This window comes from Corynebacterium sp. HMSC063G05, assembly GCF_001810555.1.
GTDB classification, from domain to species: domain Bacteria; phylum Actinomycetota; class Actinomycetes; order Mycobacteriales; family Mycobacteriaceae; genus Corynebacterium; species Corynebacterium jeikeium_D.
In genome coordinates this window covers 1-18,861 of sequence record NZ_KV801857.1, presented here as the reverse complement: position 1 = coordinate 18,861, position 18,861 = coordinate 1, and the positions used below count along the sequence as shown (strand labels likewise).

The 18,861-nt window shown below is 58.0% G+C and carries 20 protein-coding genes; 13 read left to right on the top strand and 7 right to left on the bottom strand.

Going from position 1 to position 18,861, the window contains the following annotated elements:
* Nucleotides 1-63: 63 nt before the first annotated feature.
* Nucleotides 64-408, bottom strand: a complete 345-nt coding sequence (gene arsC / locus HMPREF2751_RS07310) for an arsenate reductase (glutaredoxin) (protein ID WP_070439434.1) — start codon at nt 406-408, stop codon at nt 64-66.
* Nucleotides 409-683: 275 nt separating this feature from the next.
* On the opposite strand from arsC, the gene HMPREF2751_RS07305 reads away from it, so the two are divergent.
* From HMPREF2751_RS07305 to HMPREF2751_RS07275, 7 genes are all read left to right on the top strand, one after another.
* The gene (locus tag HMPREF2751_RS07305; protein WP_070439438.1) at nt 684-1,814 is read left to right on the top strand and encodes a metal ABC transporter substrate-binding protein; all 1,131 of its coding nucleotides are present in this window, start codon (nt 684-686) and stop codon (nt 1,812-1,814) included.
* A gap of 23 nt (nt 1,815-1,837) precedes the next feature.
* On the top strand, nt 1,838-2,506 hold the full coding sequence (locus HMPREF2751_RS07300; RefSeq protein ID WP_222865490.1) for a metal ABC transporter ATP-binding protein: 669 nt from the start codon (nt 1,838-1,840) through the stop codon (nt 2,504-2,506).
* Nucleotides 2,496-3,326: a metal ABC transporter permease gene (locus tag HMPREF2751_RS07295; RefSeq protein WP_049189327.1), complete on the top strand. Its 831-nt coding sequence runs from the start codon at nt 2,496-2,498 to the stop codon at nt 3,324-3,326. Before HMPREF2751_RS07300 ends, HMPREF2751_RS07295 begins: the two co-directional genes overlap by 11 nt.
* Nucleotides 3,319-4,137 (top strand): metal ABC transporter permease, encoded by an 819-nt coding sequence (locus HMPREF2751_RS07290; RefSeq protein ID WP_049189328.1) that lies wholly within the window; start codon nt 3,319-3,321, stop codon nt 4,135-4,137. The genes HMPREF2751_RS07295 and HMPREF2751_RS07290 overlap by 8 nt, the downstream gene beginning before the upstream one ends.
* A 3-nt stretch (nt 4,138-4,140) precedes the next feature.
* Complete coding sequence (locus HMPREF2751_RS07285; protein WP_038628213.1) at nt 4,141-4,833, top strand: metal-dependent transcriptional regulator; 693 nt, start codon at nt 4,141-4,143, stop codon at nt 4,831-4,833.
* Between the two features lie 92 nt (nt 4,834-4,925).
* Complete coding sequence (locus HMPREF2751_RS07280) at nt 4,926-5,243, top strand: hypothetical protein (protein WP_141747452.1); 318 nt, start codon at nt 4,926-4,928, stop codon at nt 5,241-5,243.
* Nucleotides 5,240-5,761, top strand: a complete 522-nt coding sequence (locus tag HMPREF2751_RS07275; RefSeq protein ID WP_070595775.1) for a hypothetical protein — start codon at nt 5,240-5,242, stop codon at nt 5,759-5,761. Before HMPREF2751_RS07280 ends, HMPREF2751_RS07275 begins: the two co-directional genes overlap by 4 nt.
* Nucleotides 5,762-5,774: 13 nt before the next feature.
* Here HMPREF2751_RS07275 and HMPREF2751_RS07270 read toward each other — a convergent pair whose 3' ends face one another.
* Entirely contained in the window at nt 5,775-6,740 is a 966-nt protein-coding gene (locus HMPREF2751_RS07270; RefSeq protein ID WP_246823188.1) for a quinone oxidoreductase family protein, read from the bottom strand.
* A 30-nt stretch (nt 6,741-6,770) separates the two neighbouring features.
* Entirely contained in the window at nt 6,771-7,457 is a 687-nt protein-coding gene (locus HMPREF2751_RS07265) for a GntR family transcriptional regulator (protein ID WP_070595773.1), read from the bottom strand.
* 148 nt (nt 7,458-7,605) lie between these two features.
* On the opposite strand from HMPREF2751_RS07265, the gene HMPREF2751_RS07260 reads away from it, so the two are divergent.
* The 5 genes from HMPREF2751_RS07260 (at nt 7,606) to HMPREF2751_RS07240 (ending at nt 11,867) form a co-directional block, all read left to right on the top strand.
* Entirely contained in the window at nt 7,606-8,817 is a 1,212-nt protein-coding gene (locus HMPREF2751_RS07260) for an NRAMP family divalent metal transporter (RefSeq protein WP_070595772.1), read from the top strand.
* A gap of 94 nt (nt 8,818-8,911) precedes the next feature.
* On the top strand, nt 8,912-9,685 hold the full coding sequence (locus HMPREF2751_RS07255) for a LamB/YcsF family protein (RefSeq protein WP_070595771.1): 774 nt from the start codon (nt 8,912-8,914) through the stop codon (nt 9,683-9,685).
* An 89-nt stretch (nt 9,686-9,774) separates the two neighbouring features.
* A complete protein-coding gene (locus HMPREF2751_RS07250) occupies nt 9,775-10,410 on the top strand; it encodes a 5-oxoprolinase subunit B family protein (protein ID WP_246823187.1) in 636 nt (211 codons plus the stop codon).
* 17 nt (nt 10,411-10,427) lie between these two features.
* Nucleotides 10,428-11,312, top strand: coding sequence for a 5-oxoprolinase subunit C family protein (locus tag HMPREF2751_RS07245; protein ID WP_070595769.1), 885 nt, complete (start codon nt 10,428-10,430; stop codon nt 11,310-11,312).
* Between the two features lie 87 nt (nt 11,313-11,399).
* Entirely contained in the window at nt 11,400-11,867 is a 468-nt protein-coding gene (locus tag HMPREF2751_RS07240) for a GNAT family N-acetyltransferase (RefSeq protein WP_070595768.1), read from the top strand.
* Between the two features lie 49 nt (nt 11,868-11,916).
* On the opposite strand, the gene HMPREF2751_RS07235 is transcribed toward HMPREF2751_RS07240, so the two are convergent.
* Both HMPREF2751_RS07235 and HMPREF2751_RS07230 read right to left on the bottom strand, forming a co-directional pair.
* Complete coding sequence (locus HMPREF2751_RS07235) at nt 11,917-13,392, bottom strand: NAD(P)(+) transhydrogenase (Re/Si-specific) subunit beta (RefSeq protein WP_070595767.1); 1,476 nt, start codon at nt 13,390-13,392, stop codon at nt 11,917-11,919.
* Between the two features lie 6 nt (nt 13,393-13,398).
* Nucleotides 13,399-14,988 carry a Re/Si-specific NAD(P)(+) transhydrogenase subunit alpha gene (locus HMPREF2751_RS07230; protein WP_070595766.1) on the bottom strand — a complete coding sequence of 530 codons (1,590 nt, stop codon included), beginning with the start codon at nt 14,986-14,988 and terminating at the stop codon, nt 13,399-13,401.
* A gap of 388 nt (nt 14,989-15,376) precedes the next feature.
* Between HMPREF2751_RS07230 and HMPREF2751_RS07225 the strand changes: the two genes are divergently transcribed.
* Nucleotides 15,377-16,579: an alpha/beta hydrolase gene (locus HMPREF2751_RS07225; protein WP_070439467.1), complete on the top strand. Its 1,203-nt coding sequence runs from the start codon at nt 15,377-15,379 to the stop codon at nt 16,577-16,579.
* Nucleotides 16,580-16,585: 6 nt separating this feature from the next.
* Here HMPREF2751_RS07225 and HMPREF2751_RS07220 read toward each other — a convergent pair whose 3' ends face one another.
* Together HMPREF2751_RS07220 and HMPREF2751_RS07215 are read right to left on the bottom strand one after the other, a co-directional pair.
* On the bottom strand, nt 16,586-17,131 hold the full coding sequence (locus HMPREF2751_RS07220; RefSeq protein WP_070439472.1) for a TetR/AcrR family transcriptional regulator: 546 nt from the start codon (nt 17,129-17,131) through the stop codon (nt 16,586-16,588).
* The gene (locus HMPREF2751_RS07215) at nt 17,118-18,614 is read right to left on the bottom strand and encodes an MFS transporter (protein WP_070595765.1); all 1,497 of its coding nucleotides are present in this window, start codon (nt 18,612-18,614) and stop codon (nt 17,118-17,120) included. Before HMPREF2751_RS07215 ends, HMPREF2751_RS07220 begins: the two co-directional genes overlap by 14 nt.
* Nucleotides 18,615-18,861 lie beyond the last annotated feature (247 nt).

The window sequence follows — 18,861 nt, the reverse complement described above, 5'->3', positions numbered from 1 at the left end:
ACTTCCCGGCCTTGGAGGCTTTTGAAGGGGGGTGGTGTAAAAGCGATTAACGCTTGTCACTGCCTAGAGAATGTCATTAATGGCTTCGGTGGGGCGTGCCATCCTTACCCCCTTATTGGTGACGACAAATGGGCGCTCAATCAGGCGTGGGTGCGCGACCATTGCGTCCAGAAGTTCCTCGTCGCTGGAGTCCTTGGAGAGTCTCAGTTCCTTGAACTCTGCTTCCTTGGTGCGCACGGCATCGATGACGTTCAGGCCGGCCGCCTCGATTAGCGAGCGCAGCTCGGTCTTGGTTGGAGGAGTGTCTAGGTACTTGATGATCTCCGGCTCGATTCCGGCTTCGCGCAGTACGGCGAGGGTCTGGCGGGACTTTGAGCAGCGGGGGTTGTGATAAATCTTCGCTTCCATGCCTCCATCATGGCTGATGTTGTGGTGTGGCGGTTGATGGAGCGGTGTAACTGTAAGGGGTGAGACCTTGTTCATTATTTATCCTGAAAGGCTGTAAAGCCAACAACACTTAAGTTCAATAGGTTGAAAAAAGTTGTCGTTAGGTTTACTCTCACACGTGATAGATGAACGGCGAAGTGCGCTCCAACCGCCCCTAAGGTGACCAGATTTACTGAAGCGGCCGGTCAGCGTAGCCGTCGTAAAGCAATAACAAACAATCAAGAGCGGACACCAACATGACAATTTCCGGAAAACTTTCGCGATCAGCTAAGTCCATGTGTGCGGGCCTTTCGATCTTGCTAGCGGGCGCTGGCCTTGCAGCGTGTGGCGATGGCAGTGAGGGAGCCAGCGGCGAGAACCCAATCAACGTCGTGGCTTCCACGACGCAGATTTGTGATTACGTGAAGCAGCTGGACATCGATGAAGTTGATTTGACCTGCCTGTTGGCGCCGAATGCAACAGCACATGAGCTGGAAATGACCCATGAGCAGCTGACCAAGACTGGTAACGCCGATCTCTTGTTCGTCAACGGAGTCGATTTGGAGCACTTCCTGGACCAGGCGATTGAGTCCTCGGGCTTTTCCGGAACGATGGCAGTAACCAGTGGCGTTCTCACTGCAGGTGACGTAGATGCCATGAAGGCAGCCAAGGACACGGACAAAACAAAGCCGCTGCCACCAGAGAAGGCGAAGAATGGTAACTACACCATTGACCGAGGGGTGGAAAAGATTGATGTCGCCCCATGGCCATTCCCGCCGGAAGAACCCGGTGAGGAGGCGGAATTCCGCTTCGATCCGCATGTATGGACCTCGCCGAAGAACGCCAAGATCCAGGTTGCCAATATCGGCTACGCCCTGGAACAGGTCGCTGAGGAACGTGGCGACAATGAGCTGAAGTCCACCATCGCCGACCACGTTGCGGCCTACCAGGACAAGCTGAATCAGCTGGATGAGTGGGCAAATAAGTCCATCGCCACCGTGTCGGACCCTGTGCTGTTTACCAGCCACGATGCCTTTGGATACTTCTCCCACGAGTTCAATATCAACTTCATCGGCGCAGCGCTGTCTGATTTCAACGAGCAGCAGGATGCCACGGCCGCGCATATCGCCGAGGCGGCAAAGACCGTGAAGGACGCGGGTGCAACCGCGCTGTTTGCGGAGAACTCGAACAACTCGAAATCAATTGAGGCGATCGCCAAGGCCGCAGGTGTCAAGGCCATCGTTGGTGAGGACGCACTCTACGGCGACTCCCTTGGTCCGGCTGGCAGTGATGGCGAGACCTACATCGGTTCCATCATCCACAACGTCACTCAGGTTGTGACGGCATGGGACGGAACTGTCGCGCCGCTGCCAGAGGGCATCAAGTGAGCGGTAACCACTTAGCCAACCCCATGTCTGCCGAGCCCATAGTCACGCTCCGCGATGCCTCATTCGGCTACACGGCGGTACCCATCGTCAATCACATCACCGCCAATGTCGCGCCGGGTACCGGGCTTGCACTCATCGGCGCCAATGGCTCTGGAAAAACGACCGTGCTGCGCGGAATCCTGGGTGGGACTCGTCTTCTCTCTGGTGAGATGCACAACAACGCGAAGATTGTGTCCTACGTCCCGCAGTCGGCAGACCTCGATCGCACTTTTCCTGTCACGGCGTTCGATGTCGTCGCCATGGGGGTGCTGCACGAACTGCGCCCCTTCCAACCGCTTGGACACCGCAAAGAACGCATCCACGCAGCGCTAGCCAAAGTCGGGCTTGCCGACCGCACCAGTGAACGTTTCGGCAACCTCTCCGGTGGTCAGCAGCAACGCGTCCTGTTGGCGCGCGCCATCGTCGCACGTCCGCAACTCGTGCTTCTCGACGAGCCGTTCAACGGCCTCGACACTGAAAATCGGGCGATGCTGCTGAATCTCCTCAACGAACTGAAGGAAAATGGCACGGCAATTATCGCGGCCACCCATGATCTCGTGCTTGCCGAGGACACCTGCGAAAACACATTAATCGTGGCAGAGCAGCCAGCTTTTGGTGCGACCTCGAAGTTGGTGCCAGCCTATGTGGACTGAGCTTGCGAATGAGCTTGGGGTAGCGCCTTTCATGTTCAGGCCACTAGTGCTGCTGATTGCCCTCGGGGCGGTCTCTGGCCTGGTCGGTGTCATCGTGAACCTGCGTGGCCTCGAGTTCAATGCCGAGGCCATGGTGCATTCGATTTTTCCCGGAATTGTGGCCGGTGCCGTATTCGGTGGCATCGACATGATTATCCCGGTGGCTGCAGCATGTGCGGTGGTAGTGGCAGTAGCACTGACCTTAGTATCGCGCTCGCACATGTCGGAAGCTGGAGTTGCAGTTGTACTGACCAGCTTCTTTTCCATCGGTGTGATTCTCTCGCTGAAGAAAGGTGACCAGTCAGGACAGCTGGAAGCGCTCATGTTCGGGCGACTGCTGGAAGTCACTGACTCCCGTCTCACCAGCGCCCTGATTGTCTGTGCCATCGCCTTGGTTCTTATCGCAGTGACCTGGCGCCGGCAGGTGTTTGTTGCCTTTGATCGCTTCGGTGCCAAAGCCGCAGGCGTCAATGTGTGGGGCATCGACCTCACCATTAACGCGGCGATTGCTGCGGTCGTGGTGTCGTCGGCAAGCGCTGTGGGCGTGCTGCTGGTAGTCGGATATCTGGTCGTGCCGGGAGCGGCGGCGAGACTGCTGACTCGCCGAGTTCATGTGATGGTGCCGATTGCGATTGCAGTGGGCTGCCTCAGCGGAATCGTTGGTTTGGCACTGGTGCCTTTGGGGCCGGTGTCGCCTCAGGCAGTCGTCGCGCTGACCTCGGTGGGACTGTATTTCATGGCACTGGGGCTGCGCGTCGTGCTGGGAGGAGACCGTGTCTAGCATCCTGATTTTGCCAATTATCGAACTGATACTGGTAGGAGCCCTGGCTGGAGTAGTTGGGGTGCTCGCGGTGCTGGGAAAACAAGTGTTCTTCGCAGAAGCGATTACACATGCGACTTTTCCCGGCGCGGTTGTGGGCGTTGTTATCGCGGCAGCGCTCGGCCTGAGCCACTCGTGGATTTCGGTGTTCCTCTTTATCGGGGCATTTCTGATGTGCATTCCGATTGGGGCCCTGTTCGGTCTGTCGAAGGTGGGGACGACGTCCTCGGCGGCGGGAATTGTGCTGACATTCGGGTTCGCGCTGGGCTACTTCCTGAACAAGTGGTTCGCCCCGTTGCCGGTGAAGGTCGAGAGTTTCCTGGTCGGCAGCGTACTCAACGTGAACAAGATTGATATTGCGCTGTCGGGTGGCCTCTTGCTGCTGGTGGCGTTGGTGCTGCTTGCTCGGTGGCGTCAGCTGATTTACTTCACGTTCGACCCGGAGTCTTTCGGGGTCGCGCATTCGCGGAGAAAAGCACAGCTGGTCATCAGCGGGCTAATCGTTCTGACTCTGGTGGCGCTGATTCCGGCTGTCGGCACGATTCTATCCATCGCGCTGCTAGCTGCCCCGGCAGCTGCGCTCGTTGGGGTAGTGAACGATACCCGTTTGCTATTCGTGTTGGCGCCATTGATGGGTATCGCGATTGGCCTGGTGGGGCTATTCATTGCGGTGGCGGCGAATCTGTCAGTTGGTGGCTGCATTGGCGTGTGCGCCGGTTGTTTCTATGTCCCCCTCAAGATTGCGGCAACACGCAATAACGCTAAAGTCTAAAGAATGCACGTGGAGGATTTACCAGCGAAGACCCAGGACTACCTCAAGGTCATTTGGGATTTGCACGAGCGCACCGGTGAAAAAGTGGCACTTGGCGACGTCGCTGAGCGGATGGGCGAAAAGAAGCCCACCGCCAGCGAGGCTGTGAAGAAGCTAGCTGCACGTGGCCTTGTCAACCACGAGCCGTACCGGGGTATTAGCCTGTCGGACCGTGGGCGAGACATTGCGCTGATTATGGTGCGTCGCCACCGGCTTATTGAAAGCTTCTTGGTCTCGACTCTGGGATACACCTGGGATGAGGTTCACGAGGAAGCTGAAAAGCTTGAGCATGCGGTCTCGGATGATTTCATTAGTCGCATTGATGCAATGCTGGGATTCCCTGAGCGCGATCCGCATGGCGATCCAATTCCCAGCGCCAGCGGTACCATCGCCAGCGCAGTGCGCACTGACCTGACGGATATCGAAGCTGGCGCGATGGTGGTAGTCGATCGTATTAACGACTCCGATCCTGAATTGCTGCGCTATTTGGCTACATCAGGGGTAGGCCCGGGGACCGTGCTCCGAGCCGAAGCCGCACCATATGCAGGTATGCATGTCTTTGCCATCCTCGATGAGGTGGACGATACCGAGCCAAAGAAAATTCATGTGGCAGACTCGGCACTATGGGCAATCAAGGCGACTCCAACAACGAACTGACGAGGGCCGCAGCGCGCTCTTACTATAAGGTGTCGCGGAATCTCACTGGGCCAACTAAAGTGCCACCCGCACCGTCAGTTTCGTTCGACAGCGTGAAAAGTGCTCGTCGACAGGCATATGCCAGTGTCGAGAGCGTCGATGTGCCACTCAATGCCATCGCTATCTCGCCTGCTGAGCAGCAGGAACACATGGTTGACCTCGAACGTCGCTTGAATGCCTCGACCAAAGACATGCGTGCCCTGGTTGACTACGAAGAGCAGCGCATTGCGGTCACTAGCACCGTCAAAGAGGCAATCGTCTATACGCTGCTGGCAATACTCCTTCTGGCAGCAGCCATCGGACTTGGCTACGCCAGCCACCTGGGGGCCGATGCGATTTTGAATGCTGCGGCGGAGGTGACGCCGCGGTGAGTAAACGTTCAGGCTCCGACAACGGGTGCGTGACGGTCATTGTCGTATTTTTCTTCTTCGGCCTGATTATTCAGCTCTTCGGTGTCACGCTGTGGATTCTGCAATATGCATTGCCAGTGGCGGGTTTGGTGCTTGCGATCCTCATTGCATACCAGGCTTGGGCTGGTGTGAGGCGCAGCGCTGAGGCGCAGGAGCTCGCCGAGCGCAATCACGCTGAGCTGCAGCAGATTGCCATGGACACGGAGTACCAGCTGACTGCAATTCTCGCTGCCTGGGACAACGTGAACACCACAATGGGCGTCGGCACCATTTACAAGGATGTATTTGCCTCCGGAGAGGCTACGCCGGAGCTCATTGAGCTGCGCGGCGAGCTCTCGCGTGCCCGGGAGCTGAGCAACCGCCTGCGCGAGCAGCGAGAAACTATGACCAACCGGGAGCTGGTGGAAGCCATCTCTGATGCCGACGAGTTGTGGTGCTCGCTGACGAAGACGTATCAGAACGCTCGTCGCGAGCTGTAGTAACGCACTTGAATTACTCGACGGTCATCACAATTTTGCCGTCAGCGTGCCCGTCTTCCAATACTCGGTGGACCTCGGCGACTTCGGTGAGATTCTTAGTCAGTCCGATAGGAAGTGAAATCTCACCGGCAACCACGCGGTCGGCCAGGTCGGCGTAAATAGTCGTGTCATTCGAAATAGTCGGAATGTGTGCCTCAATGCCACGTTCCTTCGCCGGTGTCAGGTCGGCCAGTGAAGGCAGCGCCACAATCCGACCATCCGATGCCAACACATCCAGCGAGGGTAGGAAAGTGTCGAAGTACACGCCATCGAGCACAACATCTACGCCCTCGGGGAACCGCCGGCGCACAGCCTCGAATACATCTTCCGCTGTGTAATCAATATGCTGGGCGCCAAAGCCCACTAGTTTTTCATGATGGCGTGACGACGCACTGGCCAACACAGTTGCGCCACGGGCAACCGCCAGCTGCGTCATCAGCTGGCCCACGCCACCACCGGCACCATGAATGAGTACAGTGTCACCGCCTTTCACCTTTGCAAGCTGCTCGACAGCCACGGTCGCCGTGATTCCCACTAGGGCAAGGCCCGCAGCGGTAACGTCGTCAAGCGAATCGGGCGTTCGGACCACACCGTCGGCGGGGAAGACGTTGTGCGTTGCGTAGGTGCCGCGGAAGTCGTCGAAGCTGCGCATACCGAAGACACGGTCGCCGGGGGCGAAGCTGTCCACACCTTCGCCGACGGCAACGACTTCGCCAGCAGCTTCGCGTCCGAGCACTGCGGGAGGGGCGAACTTTGCGCACAGACCGGAAGAGCCATCGCGCATCTTGTAGTCCAGCGGATTCGCGCCGATGGCTGTGGTCTTGACCAGGATTTCGCCGGGACCGGGCTCCGCAGGCTCGATAGGTGTCCTGGTGAAAATGTCAGCGGGGCCGAACTCCGTAATGGTCATTGCGTATGCGTTGCCTGAATTTGCTGCCATGTCCATCACTGTAGTCCTAGTAGCTAATTATCAACGGTCGGCAAGCGGGAGGGCAGCGGTGACGGCACCGAACGACTCGTTGAGGTAGGCGCTGAGGAGGTCGGCGGCGTGGTGTGGGGTGTCCTCGATGAGAACCTTGGCGATACTGATGTGGCGATCGGCGTATCGGGCATGGAGCTCGATGCTTTGGGGGTAGGAGAGAAAGCAAAGACGGAGTTGGGCCTGAATGGATTCGGCGGTTGCTAACAGGTCGGGAGACCCGGAAGCTCTGACGATGGCGAGGTGAAAGGCATTATTCCGTTCGGGAAGGTTCAATGATGACTGCGAACCACAAATAGAAAGAATCTCCTCGCCGAGGAGCTTTGCTTGGCTCTTGCTTAGCGATCGCAGTGTTCCGCATTCGACGACATGGCGAAAGGCATACAGTTCGCGGATGCGTTGTTTGTCGAAGGAAGCGATAAACACGCCGTGATGAGGGATATGAGTAAGAAGCCCCTCAGATTCCAGCTTCCGGTACGCCTGTCGGATGGTGTTGCGACTGACCTGCAGTCGAGCAGCAAGTTGGGTTTCACGGAGCTGCTCGCCGCTGTAGTGCTTTCCGGCGAGAATCTCTCGGCGCAGGACAGTTGCGGTGACATCCGCTACTGAAACGTCATGTTGTTTTTCCCCAGAGGACGTGTGGGTCTGATCGTCGAGGATGCTTCCGGGGGTAGTCATGTAATACAGACTACTAAATCACTTTTGTGTGGCGGCCATCACCAATTAACATACGAGACATTGTTCAACAATCTCGGTGCAGGCGATCTTCAACGTAGGAATCCTTCAACGTAGGAATCGTCTGACTTATAGGGAAAGGCCTTACGCTATGGACGCTGCAACATCTGCCCACAAGGCGCGTCGAACGGCACTCCTCGGCGCTATATTCCTGATGGCGACCAGCGCTATCGGGCCGGGCTTCCTCACCCAGACCGCAACCTTTACGGCCAAGCTTGGCGCGGCTTTCGCCTTTGCCATTTTGATCTCGGTGCTACTTGATATTGCGATTCAGCTCAACGTGTGGCGAGTGATCGCTGTCTCTGGACGCCGAGCGCAGGAGCTCGGCAACGCCGTGATTCCGGGGTTGGGCTGGCTTATGTCAATTCTCATTGTCATCGGTGGTGTGGTCTTCAATATTGGCAACGTCGGCGGAGCTGGACTTGGTGCGAACGCGATGTTGGGGGTGGACGCAAAGATCGGTGGCATTGTTACTGCAATCCTCGCCATTGGCTTCTTTCTCTCCCGGCGGGCGGGTATGGCGCTGGACAAGGCGCTCGTTGTGCTCGGTGTAGTGATGATTCTGGTCACTGGAATTGTGGCGTTCAGCTCTAATCCGCCAGTAGGGGAAGCGCTGAAAAACACGGTCATGCCCGACACGATTGACTTGCTGGCAATCATCACGCTGGTCGGAGGCACTGTTGGCGGTTATATTACATACGCTGGCGCTCACCGCATGCTTGACGCTGGTGCCGGCGGTGTAGAGAATCTCGCGCAGACCACTCGCTCATCTGTGACGAGCATCATCGTCACGGCCATCATGCGCTTTCTGCTTTTCCTAGCTGTTTTGGGAGTGGTCGCTGGTGGCGTGGTCCTCAATACGGATGGAAACCCCGCTGCAGAGGCATTCCAAGCTGCGGCAGGAGATTGGGGTATGCGCTTCTTTGGCGTTGTCCTGTGGGCTGCGGGAATCTCGTCGATTGTGGGTGCCAGCTACACCTCAGCAACATTTCTGACTCGTTCCTCGGGTGCTGGAGCCAAGACTCAAAACACGATCACCATTGTCCTAATTGCAATCTCCACGCTGCTCTTCGGTCTCATCGGTACGGCTCCAGCGACGCTGTTGGTTTTCGCCGGAGCCTTCAATGGTTTGGTTCTTCCAATTGGCGTTACTGTGCTGATTTACATCGCGCTGTTCCGTGCGGATCTCATGAATGGTTACAAGTACCCGAAGTGGTTGGCGGCTATCGGAATCTTGGGTGTCGCAGTCGCCTGGTTCTTGGCGTGGCGCTCATTCGGCGGTGTGTTTGAAATGCTCGGCTAATCCCCCCCCCCGGTTTCTCGCACAGCTCAGATGAGAACCAACATAACAACGGTACAAAGACCAGCATTATTACTTGGAAGGAGCGGTGACGTTTATGGGCGCCACTATCGATCTCAACTCTGACCTTGGGGAAGCGTTCGGCTCGTGGAAGATGGGTGATGATATCGCTCTGCTGAACATTGTGACCAGTGCCAATATTGCCTGCGGGTATCACGCGGGTGACGCTAGCGTCATGATGGAGACCTGTGAGGCAGCTGCTGCGCGCGGAATTCGCATCGGCGCGCACGTCGCCTACCGCGATCTCGCCGGATTCGGACGACGTCGCATGGATTACGCACATCGAGAATTGCGAGCCGAAACCGTCTACCAGATTGGTGCACTTTCGGCATGTGCACGGGCGGTGGGTACCGAAGTTTCCTACGTCAAGCCCCACGGTGCCCTCTACAACCGCATCGCAGTGGATGAAAATCAGGCCGCTGCAGTGGTGGAGGCGCTCCTGCTCGCTCGCTCCACCTGCGGAGATGAGCTTGCCATTATGGCGCAGCCGGGGTCGGTCATCGAACGGCTCAGCCTCGACGCGGACCTCCCTGTGATTAGGGAAGCTTTTGCAGATCGCGCTTACAACTCCGATGGAACTCTGGTGTCCCGAGTACTCGAGGGGTCGGTCATTGTAGAACCCGATGCCGTCGTCAAACGCGTCATTGCAATGGCTAGCGGGGAACCAATCGTCGCCTACGACGGTTCACCGTTGACCGTGCAGGCTGACTCTATTTGTTTGCACGGAGACACCCCTGGTGCGGTCGAACTCTCCCGTATGATTCGCCAAGGGCTCGTCGACGCCGGAGTCACCGTCGCTGCCCACGTATAGCGCGGACTCGCACACCGGTCTTATCAACCGCAGTTTTTCAACCCCGCAAGAAAGAAAGGATCAGCACCGCCATGGCCGAGATTCGCCCTATGGGAACAAATGCGCTGCTTATCGACTATTCATCATCGGCCAATCCGTTGGCGAAGGTACTTCGTGCACACTCTGCTGCGGCTGAGATTGAGGGACTCGTTGACAGGGTACCTGCAGCCCAAACGCTCCTCCTTCGCTTTCGCGGACCGGCTCGCCGTTACCTCGGCGCAGTAGAAACCGCGCTGCGGGGCAACAATACGCAGAAGCAGACCGTCGACAAGCGAAAAACAATGACGATTCCCGTTCACTATGACGGCGCGGACCTTGAGTCCTTGGCACAAAGCCTTGGGATGAGCCCCCAAGCGTTGATTGATTGGCACTGCGAGCGCCCTTGGACGGCCGCGTTCGGTGGATTCGCGCCTGGCTTTTATTACATGGTGCGGGGGAGCGGCCAGGGGTGGCCAGAGCCGCTTGATATTCCCCGCCTTACGACGCCGCGCACTCGAGTTCCCAAGGGCTCTGTCGGACTTGCAGGCCAATTCGCAGGTGTGTATCCCATCGATTCGCCCGGTGGCTGGCAGCTCTTGGGGCATACAGATGTGGAGATGTGGGACTTAAATCGGCCTACTCCGGCGCTGCTTGAGCCCGGGGTTGAGGTGCAGTTTGAAGCGACTTCTACGGTGAGTGCGGCGTAGAAAAGGGTGCGGAAGAGATGAAGAATTCTATCCAGATTATTCGACCCGGTATTTTGACGACGATTCAGGATATGGGCCGTGCAGGGCAAGGCAGCCTGGGCGTGAGTACCTCCGGTGCGTTCGACCGCGAGTCCGCGGCAGCTGCTAACAGGATGGTTGTCAACGAAGAAAGCCTGGCGGTGCTCGAATGCGTCGTCGGTGGGTTGGAGTTCCAAGTAGCGGAGGGAGCAATCATCTCCTTTGCAGGAGCCCACGGTGAGGTGACTGTCGAGCAGGATGGCAAGGTCATCAAGACCTCGATGAATAGTCGAATTGTGGTCGGGGCGAAGGCAATTGTGCGGCTTGGTACCTTCGATGCAGGTCTTCGCGGGTACGTCGCGATTCGAGGGGGCATCGATGTCGCGGAAGTGCTGGGCTCGAGGTCATACGATACGCTCGGCAAGCTCGGCCCAGCGCCTTTGCAGGCCGGTCAGGTCTTGCAGGTCGGCGACCCGGAGTATTCGACGGGGTCGTCAATCGCAATTTATCCCGCGCCTCATTGGTCGAGCGAGGCTGCGCGCTTAGATGTTGTTCCTGGCCCTCGGGCGGACTGGTTTACGCGGGAAAGCGTCAGTGATTTCTTTCACGAGACATGGACCGTGACGCAAGAGGCCAACCGCGTCGGACTTCGACTGAGTGGGACTACTCTTGAGCGCCAGGTCACCCATGAGTTGGCAAGCGAGGGAATGGTCCCCGGTGCGATACAAGTGCCCGCATCGGGGCAGCCGATTATTTTCGGTCCTGATCATCCGGCGACGGGTGGATATCCGGTCATTGGTGTGTTGACGGAGCCGTCATTGTCGAGGGCCGGGCAATTGGTGCCCGGCGCGAAGGTACAATTCCGCCGGGTGCGGGCGGTATAGGTCTGCGGCTTCATTCTGCGCGATGGTGCGCCACTACGTTTGCCAGCTATCAGCGTCACACCGTTCTTCGCAGTAAAATCAGCCACCATGATTGAACACGCCTCCTTTTCTCAACTCAGCGCGACGGATGTTTATGCCATCTCGGCGTTGCGTACCGATGTGTTCTACCTCGAGCAGGCCTGTGCCGAGCCGGAAATGGATTGGCGCGACCTGGAAGATACCGCAGAGCACTATTTCATCCGCGACGACAATGACTCCCGCAAGATTATTGCGTACTTGCGTGTGATTGACACGCTCGATGAGTACTCGTCGAGCTACCCGCGCACCATCGGCCGAGTTGTCGTCGATGCTGCGAGCCGGGGTAGGGGGTTGTCCTCGAAACTGCTGCAGCAGGTCATCGCTGACCACCCGGATAAGGGGCTGATTCTGCATGCCCAGACGCAGGCGAAGGCTGTGTACGCAAAAGCCGGCTTCCATGAGATCGGGGAGACCTTCATGGAAGCCGGCATTGAGCACATCACGATGGTTCGTGATGCAGCCTGTGGCGAAGCCTAGGAATTAATCGCCTAGGCTCCGATTTGTACGGCGTTGCTTGCCTGAAGTTTTAAGCGTTGACCTTCGAACTCGCCAGGATGCGGTTCAGAGAGTCGACGCTGGCCTTCGCATCGCCGATAAGCATGTCGGTGTTTTCGTTGAAGAACAACGGGTTCTGCACGCCCGAGTAACCCGAACCCATCGAACGCTTGAGAACAATCACGCGCTCAGATTCCCACACCTTCAGCACCGGCATACCCGCAATCGGGGAGCCCGGCTGCTCTGCCATCGGGTTGACGGTGTCATTTGCACCGATGACCAGGGTGACATCCACATCAGCGAAGTCATCGTTGACCTCGTCCAGCTCCAGCACGATGTCGTAGGGAACCTTGGCCTCAGCCAGCAGCACGTTCATGTGACCCGGCAGGCGGCCAGCGACTGGGTGGATACCGAAGACCACTTCCTTGCCGGCCTCACGCAGGTTACGGACTAGGTCAGCAACAGCGTACTGAGCCTGTGCCACAGCCATACCGTAACCCGGAGCGATGAGGATCTTGTCTGCATCACGCAGAATCTCGGAGGTGTCCTCGTGGCTGACCTCGGTGTGGGAGCCTTCCACGGCGCTTCCCGACGAAGCCTCGGAGCCAAAGCCACCCAGAATAACGTTGGCAAAGGAGCGGTTCATGGCCTCACACATGATGTACGACAGGTAGGCGCCGGAGGAACCAACCAGCGCACCAGTGATGATGAGCAGCGGGTTGCCAAGCATGAGACCGGTGAAAGCGGCAGCCCAGCCGGAGTACGAGTTCATGATGGACACGACAACCGGCATATCGCCGCCACCGATGGCGATGACCAGGTGCCAGCCCAAGAACAGGCCCAAAGCAGTGACTGCAACCATGCATGCCCATGCGATGGCGCCGCCCTCGGTGCCGGTTGCGATGAAGACAGCCAGGAGAACCAGAGTGACCACCAGAATGGCAATGTTCAGAGCGTTGCGGCCCGGCAGCAGTAGCGGCGAGCCCTTGATCTTCTCAGACAGCTTCAGGCCTGCGACGATGGAGCCAGTGAAAGTCACAGCGCCGATGAAGACGCCAATGTAAACCTCGCCGAAGTGGAACTTCAGGGCATCGGGGGCGACATCTTCGGCGAAGATGTAGGAGTTGAAGCCGATGAAGATAGCGCCGAGTCCAACCAGACCGTTGAACAGTGCAATCAGCTGCGGCATACCAGTCATGGCAACGCTGCGTGCGCGACTGATACCGATGACACCACCGATGCCGATAGCGACAGCGATGAGAATCAGGGTAATCAGCGGGGAGAAGTGAGAATCCGGCTTGGTGTCAGCGGTGACGAGTGCCTGGAAGATGGCGATGACAACGGCGACGGCCATGCCGGCAATACCGAAGGCGTTTCCGCGGCGAGCGGTCTCCGGCTTGGACAGGCCCGAGAGTGCAGCGAGGAACAGGACGGCGGCGACAATGTAGCCGACGTTGGACAGACGGTAGGTCCAGTCCAGAAGCGAAGCAGTATCAATGCTAGCCATTAGACTTTATGCCTCCTCTTTCACAAACATGCCAAGCATGCGGTCGGTGACGGCGAAACCGCCGAAGATATTGATGGAGCTGACTACGATGGCCGCGAACGCGAGACCGGAAACTAACAGGTTGGAGCTTCCCACCTGGAGAATCGCACCCACCAGAACAATGCCGGAAATCGCGTTGGTCTCAGACATCAGCGGTGTGTGCAGGCGCGGCGTGACCGCAGAGATCACGTAGAAGCCAAGCACGATAGCCAAGGTGAGAACCATGAAGTTGGCGCTCACGCTGTGCGGTGCGCTGAGCATAACCACAATTGCCAGCAGTGCCGTCAGGCCCAGAGCAATCTTCGAGCCCATGCCCGATCCCATGAAGGAAACCTTCTCCGGAGCGTTTTCTTCAAACGCAGCCTGCTGAGCCTGCTGCTCCTGCAGTGGGGCAGCAGGGGTGACAGCGACCTTGATGGGCGGTGGTGGCCAGAGAATCTCAGCTCCGGTAGCGCCGCCGCCATTCTGTGGGCGAGCCTTTGTCACCGTGATGCCACGGATAATCTCGTCCTCGAGATTGAGAACTGGAGAGCCATCCTTTTCTGGCGTAATCAGCTTGAACAGGTTGAAAATGTTCTGACCGTACAGCGACGATGCCTGCGCAGGCAGACGCCCTGCAAGGTCGGTGTAACCGATGATGGTCACACCGTTGTCAGTGACAATGGTCTTGCCTGGAACGGTCATCTCGCAGTTGCCGCCACCGGCGGCAGCCATGTCGACGATGACGCTGCCTGGTTTCATAGCTGCAACATCGGCAGCAGTCAGCAGCAGTGGAGAGCGACGGCCAGGGATATTCGCGGTGGTAATGACAATGTCAGCCTGCGCGGACTGCTCGGAGTAGAGCTTCGCGGCAGCGGCAGCCTGATCATTGGTCATTTCCTTGGCGTAGCCATCCTCGGACTTCTCGGCGGCGGCCGGAATCGGGATGAACTCTGCACCCATCGATTCGACCTGCTCACCGGCTTCAGGGCGCAGGTCTGTTGCCTTGACAATCGCGCCCATCGAGTTGGCCGTACCGATCGCCGCAAGTCCGCCGACACCAGCGCCGATGACGTAAACGGTAGCTGGTGGCATCTTGCCTGCAGCAGTCACCTGACCAGTGAAGAGGCGACCATATGCAGAAGCCGCTTCGACTACTGCGCGGTAGCCGCCGATGTTTGCCATCGACGACAGCACGTCCATCGACTGTGCCCTGGAAATGCGGGGAACTGCATCCATAGCAAGGGCAGTGATGTTGCGTTGCGCGAGCTCTTCGACCAGTTCTTCGTTTCGGCCTGGCGCAAGTCGGCTAATCAGCATGGCACCGTCGTTAAGCAGTGCACGGAACTGCTCCGGCGGAGTGTCGAGCGTTACGACGATATCGCTGTGCCAGACAGACTCGTCGACAATGGTGGCACCGGCGGATTCGTAGTCCGCGTCGGTGAACTTAGCAGCCAGGCCGGCGTCAGCCTGCACGGCGACCTCGTAGCCAAGCTTGACGAGTTTGCCGACGGTCTCCGGGGTCGCAGCCACAATTGTTTGCTGGGGATCGGGTTCTAAAGGGATGCCGATTCTCATTGTGGGAGTTCTTTTCTGTTCGGGGGTTTTATTAAGGGCCATGCGCACTCGGTTGTCGGTTAACAGTGAGTGTGGGCGTGGCCACTTTGTCCTTGGTGTCAATAAGGTATGCGCTGGTGGGGAGGCAGCGGAGGCGTTTGTGGAAAAAGGTAATAAAAATATGTGGGTAACGGTGGTGAGGTGGGTTTTCTGAATTTGTGCACTCGTGGAAAGGGGGTAGGAAATGGGGGTGGTGGTGTTAATTTTGGGCGAGAGTGAACATTTGTAGCGCCCTGAATGATTGTTTGAGGGGTGAAGTATGGGGGAGGATGATTCTGTCTTTACGTACGTCTTTACGCATTAGGTAGATTCGTATTCCAAGGCTTTTGGCAAGAGTTAAGGAAAAACGATGATTGGTTCACTAAGTGCCGCCGGAAAGGCCGTGTCGGCATCCCGCCGAGGGCAGGGGCGTACGTTCTCGAAGGTGGCTGCTCTCTCGCTCGCAGCTGGTGTAGTTCTCGGCGGACAGGTGCCAGCGCAGGCGGCACCGCGCATTGGTCAGCTGCCGGATATCACTGCACGCGAAAGCACTATTGACTACCAGAACTCGGAAACCGTGGACAAAATTGGCGGTGGTCTGGTGGATGTCATGGGTGGCGTGAACCGTGTCATTTCCGGTGGCGAAAGTGGCCATATCACCGAGCCGTTCGCCCCAGAGGCGGGGCAGCTGCGCAAGGAGTTCGGAGCGATGGGCTCCCATCCAGTTGCCGCAACCCGCGAAGCAATGCCATGTGATGGTGTCGTCTACACCATCTATAACCGCGTACTGCGGGACCTCCACGGTCTCCACGGCACCACCGGCTGCTATGACGTACTGCCTGAATCGGCCAACGCCTCCCCAGTTGGCGCGCAGCTTATCTACCCGGCGGATATTGACTCGATGGAGTCTGCGCCACTGATGGTTCTCAGCCCTGGCATTGGTACTGAGCCGGGTATGTACGACGCGCAAGCGCGACTCTATGCAAGCCACGGATACGTCGTGGCTCTTGGCTACAACTTCACCAACTGGTTCGCGCCACAGATGGTGCTGGCAGCTTCAGTTGCCGCAGCGGCCAATGGGGATGAGTCCACACCACTTGCAGGCAAGATCGATTTCTCCCGCACGATGTTGGTCGGGCACTCTGCGGGTGGTGGCTCCGCAATCTTCCTGAACAACAGGATGGATAAAGCCTTCCAGGCTGCGGGTATCGATATGGTCACCCGTGGTCTGGTCGCCATCACCCCAGGGCCTTCCGACGCTGGACTAATCTCCACACCGCCGGAGATTCCAAGCCTGGTGGCCATTGCGGAGCACGAGGACATCGTTCCTTTTGATGCGGATCGACGTGGCTACCGCGACGCTGAAGGGCCCGCCTGGGAAGCGGTAGTCACCGGTTCCTACCACGGTACCTACCTGGATGATCCGTCCAAGAATGTGCTTGGCTCGCTGGTGCTGTCTTTTAGTGAGTATGTGCTCGGCGGAACGAGTCGAGCAAAGGCCGTCTATGAGGGTGCTAACTACGGCCTGGCTACTGACTCCGAGCTCAAGGACGTTCAGCGCAAGGGCGTTTAGAGCTGGCTACTCCATCGACTCTGGAATCAGCTTTGCCGCGGCCTCGGCGATTGCCTTACGCTGTGCTTTCGTGAGCTGATTGCCGTTGAGGTAGTCGTTGGCCCAGAGTCCATCGGAAATCATTTGGACAACGTAGGCCATGCAGGCTTCCTCATCGGTGGCAATCTGTTCTACCGGCGGATTCCACCGGCGCAAAAGGCGCGTCCAGATCTCGCGCAGCTCCGGGTCGGCGGCAGAGTCGATGGACATGAGTAGCTCGGCCCTCGTTGCTGTATCCAGCGAGACCTGGAGGTTTGCGCGTAGGCGGTTGGCGGGGGATACCTCCTCTGCGGGCCCACCCGCGGCTTCGATAAGCTCCTCTTCCCATAACTGCGCCATGTGCTCATGGACGCTGCGAATCATGTCTTCGCGGGAGGGGAAGTGGTAAATCAACCCTGATTTACTCATTCCGCATTGAGTTGCGACATTTTCGTAGGTGACCTCGGAAAAGCCATTTGTCTCGATAATCTCAACGATTGTGTCGAGAATGGCAGTGCGCTTACTCGTGCGCATATTCAGTCTCCTTCGGGTTGCCGCGGAATGCCACCGCAGTCGCAATCGCTGCAATGACAGCAACGACAGCCAGGATAATCAAAATGGCCAGGTAGGAACTGTCGAGGCCGGCGCGGGCGCCGTCGTTAAGCGCTGGCGTGTGAAGTGCATCGGTGAGTGAGATGCTGGCGTCGACAGGCGTGAACAAGGCGTAGAACATGGGTAGGAGGCAGCCTGTGATTGCGACGGTGATCAGTGTGCCAAATTCGTAGGACACGGATTCCATCGCCGCCGCCATACCGGCCTTTGACCTCGGGGCTGAGCCGATAATCGCGGTCGACGACACCGACATCACAGAACCTGCGCCCGCGCCGAGCAGTATCAATCCTGCGATCATGAGCGGGAAATTGCCCGAGGAAACACCGTAGTACATGCCTGCCAGGCCGATGGCGTTGAGGAGGAATCCGCCGGTGATGAGTGTGCGGAAACCCACTCGATGCAGCACCATGCCGCCGATGACACCAACTGGCAAGGACGCCAGTGCCGCGGTGGCAACTAGCAAGCCCGCGTCGAGTGGTGTGTATCCGACGGAAATCTGGAAGCGCTGCGTCGTCATCAATTCGGCGCCTGCCAGGACAAACATGGCAAGCGCGGCTGCCAGCACGCCACCGGAAAACATCCGCGAACGGAAGACGGAGAAGTCGATGAGGGGTTCAGTGAGACGTGCCTGACGACGCTGAAACAGTACCGCGCCCACTAGCCCGCAGGCGATAGCTGCGACGATGACGGTGGAGGAGCGATGACCAGCGAGTTCCTTAATGAGCGAAACCAGGCCCAGCATGGACAGCATCGCGTAGAGGCTGGTGAGGAAATCCCAGCGCTTGGCTGGGTTGGGCTGATTCGGCGGAGCAAAAATCAGCGTGCCAATGATTGCGAAAATTACTACAGGGATGTTGATAAGGAAGATTGAGCCCCACCAGAAGTGCTCCAATAGGAAACCGCCAACGACGGGGCCAGCGGCGGCACCCAGTGTTGCCGTGGCAGACCAAATGCCAATAGCTGTGGCAAGTTCACGAGGGTGGCGGAAGGTCTCACGTAGCAGTGCGAGGGTCGCCGGCATCATGGTCGCGGCGCCCAGTCCTAGACAGCCGCGGGCGATGACCAGCGCCCAGGCGTGCGGCGCAAAGGCCGCGGCCAGGGAAGATAAGCCAAAAATCGTCAGGCCCACAAGAAACATCTTGCGGTGACCGATGCGGTCGCCCAGAGTGCCTGTGCCGAGGAGGAGTGCGGAGATCACCAGTGGGTAGGCGTTGATGATCCACAGGCCCTCCAGCTCGGTTGTGTGGAGCTGCTCGCGCAGAACTGGCAGGGCAGTGTAGAGCACCGAGTTATCTATGCCGATGAGTAGTAGGCCGGCGCTGATGATAGCGAGGAAGACCCACCTGTGGGTGACTGGAGTGGACGGATTAGCCCTCGTGGAAGCGGCGTGGTCGGTACTTGTCATTCCAGTAACTGTAACGAACGTTCGGTTTAGTTACAACTTCTGGAGAGTGCCGATGTAGGCCTAAAACTTCAAGAAAAGTAAGCCAATCCCGCCCAAGGAGCCGGTGAAAAAGTGTCTAAGTTGCAGGCGTTGTTGAGGTGCGAATTCACGACCGCCGTTCGATCCGTTACCGTGATGGTGTCCCCCTCACGGGGCGCGGTCACCGGGCCCGGTATGGCTTATCTGCGTGAACATTTCCATAATCCGG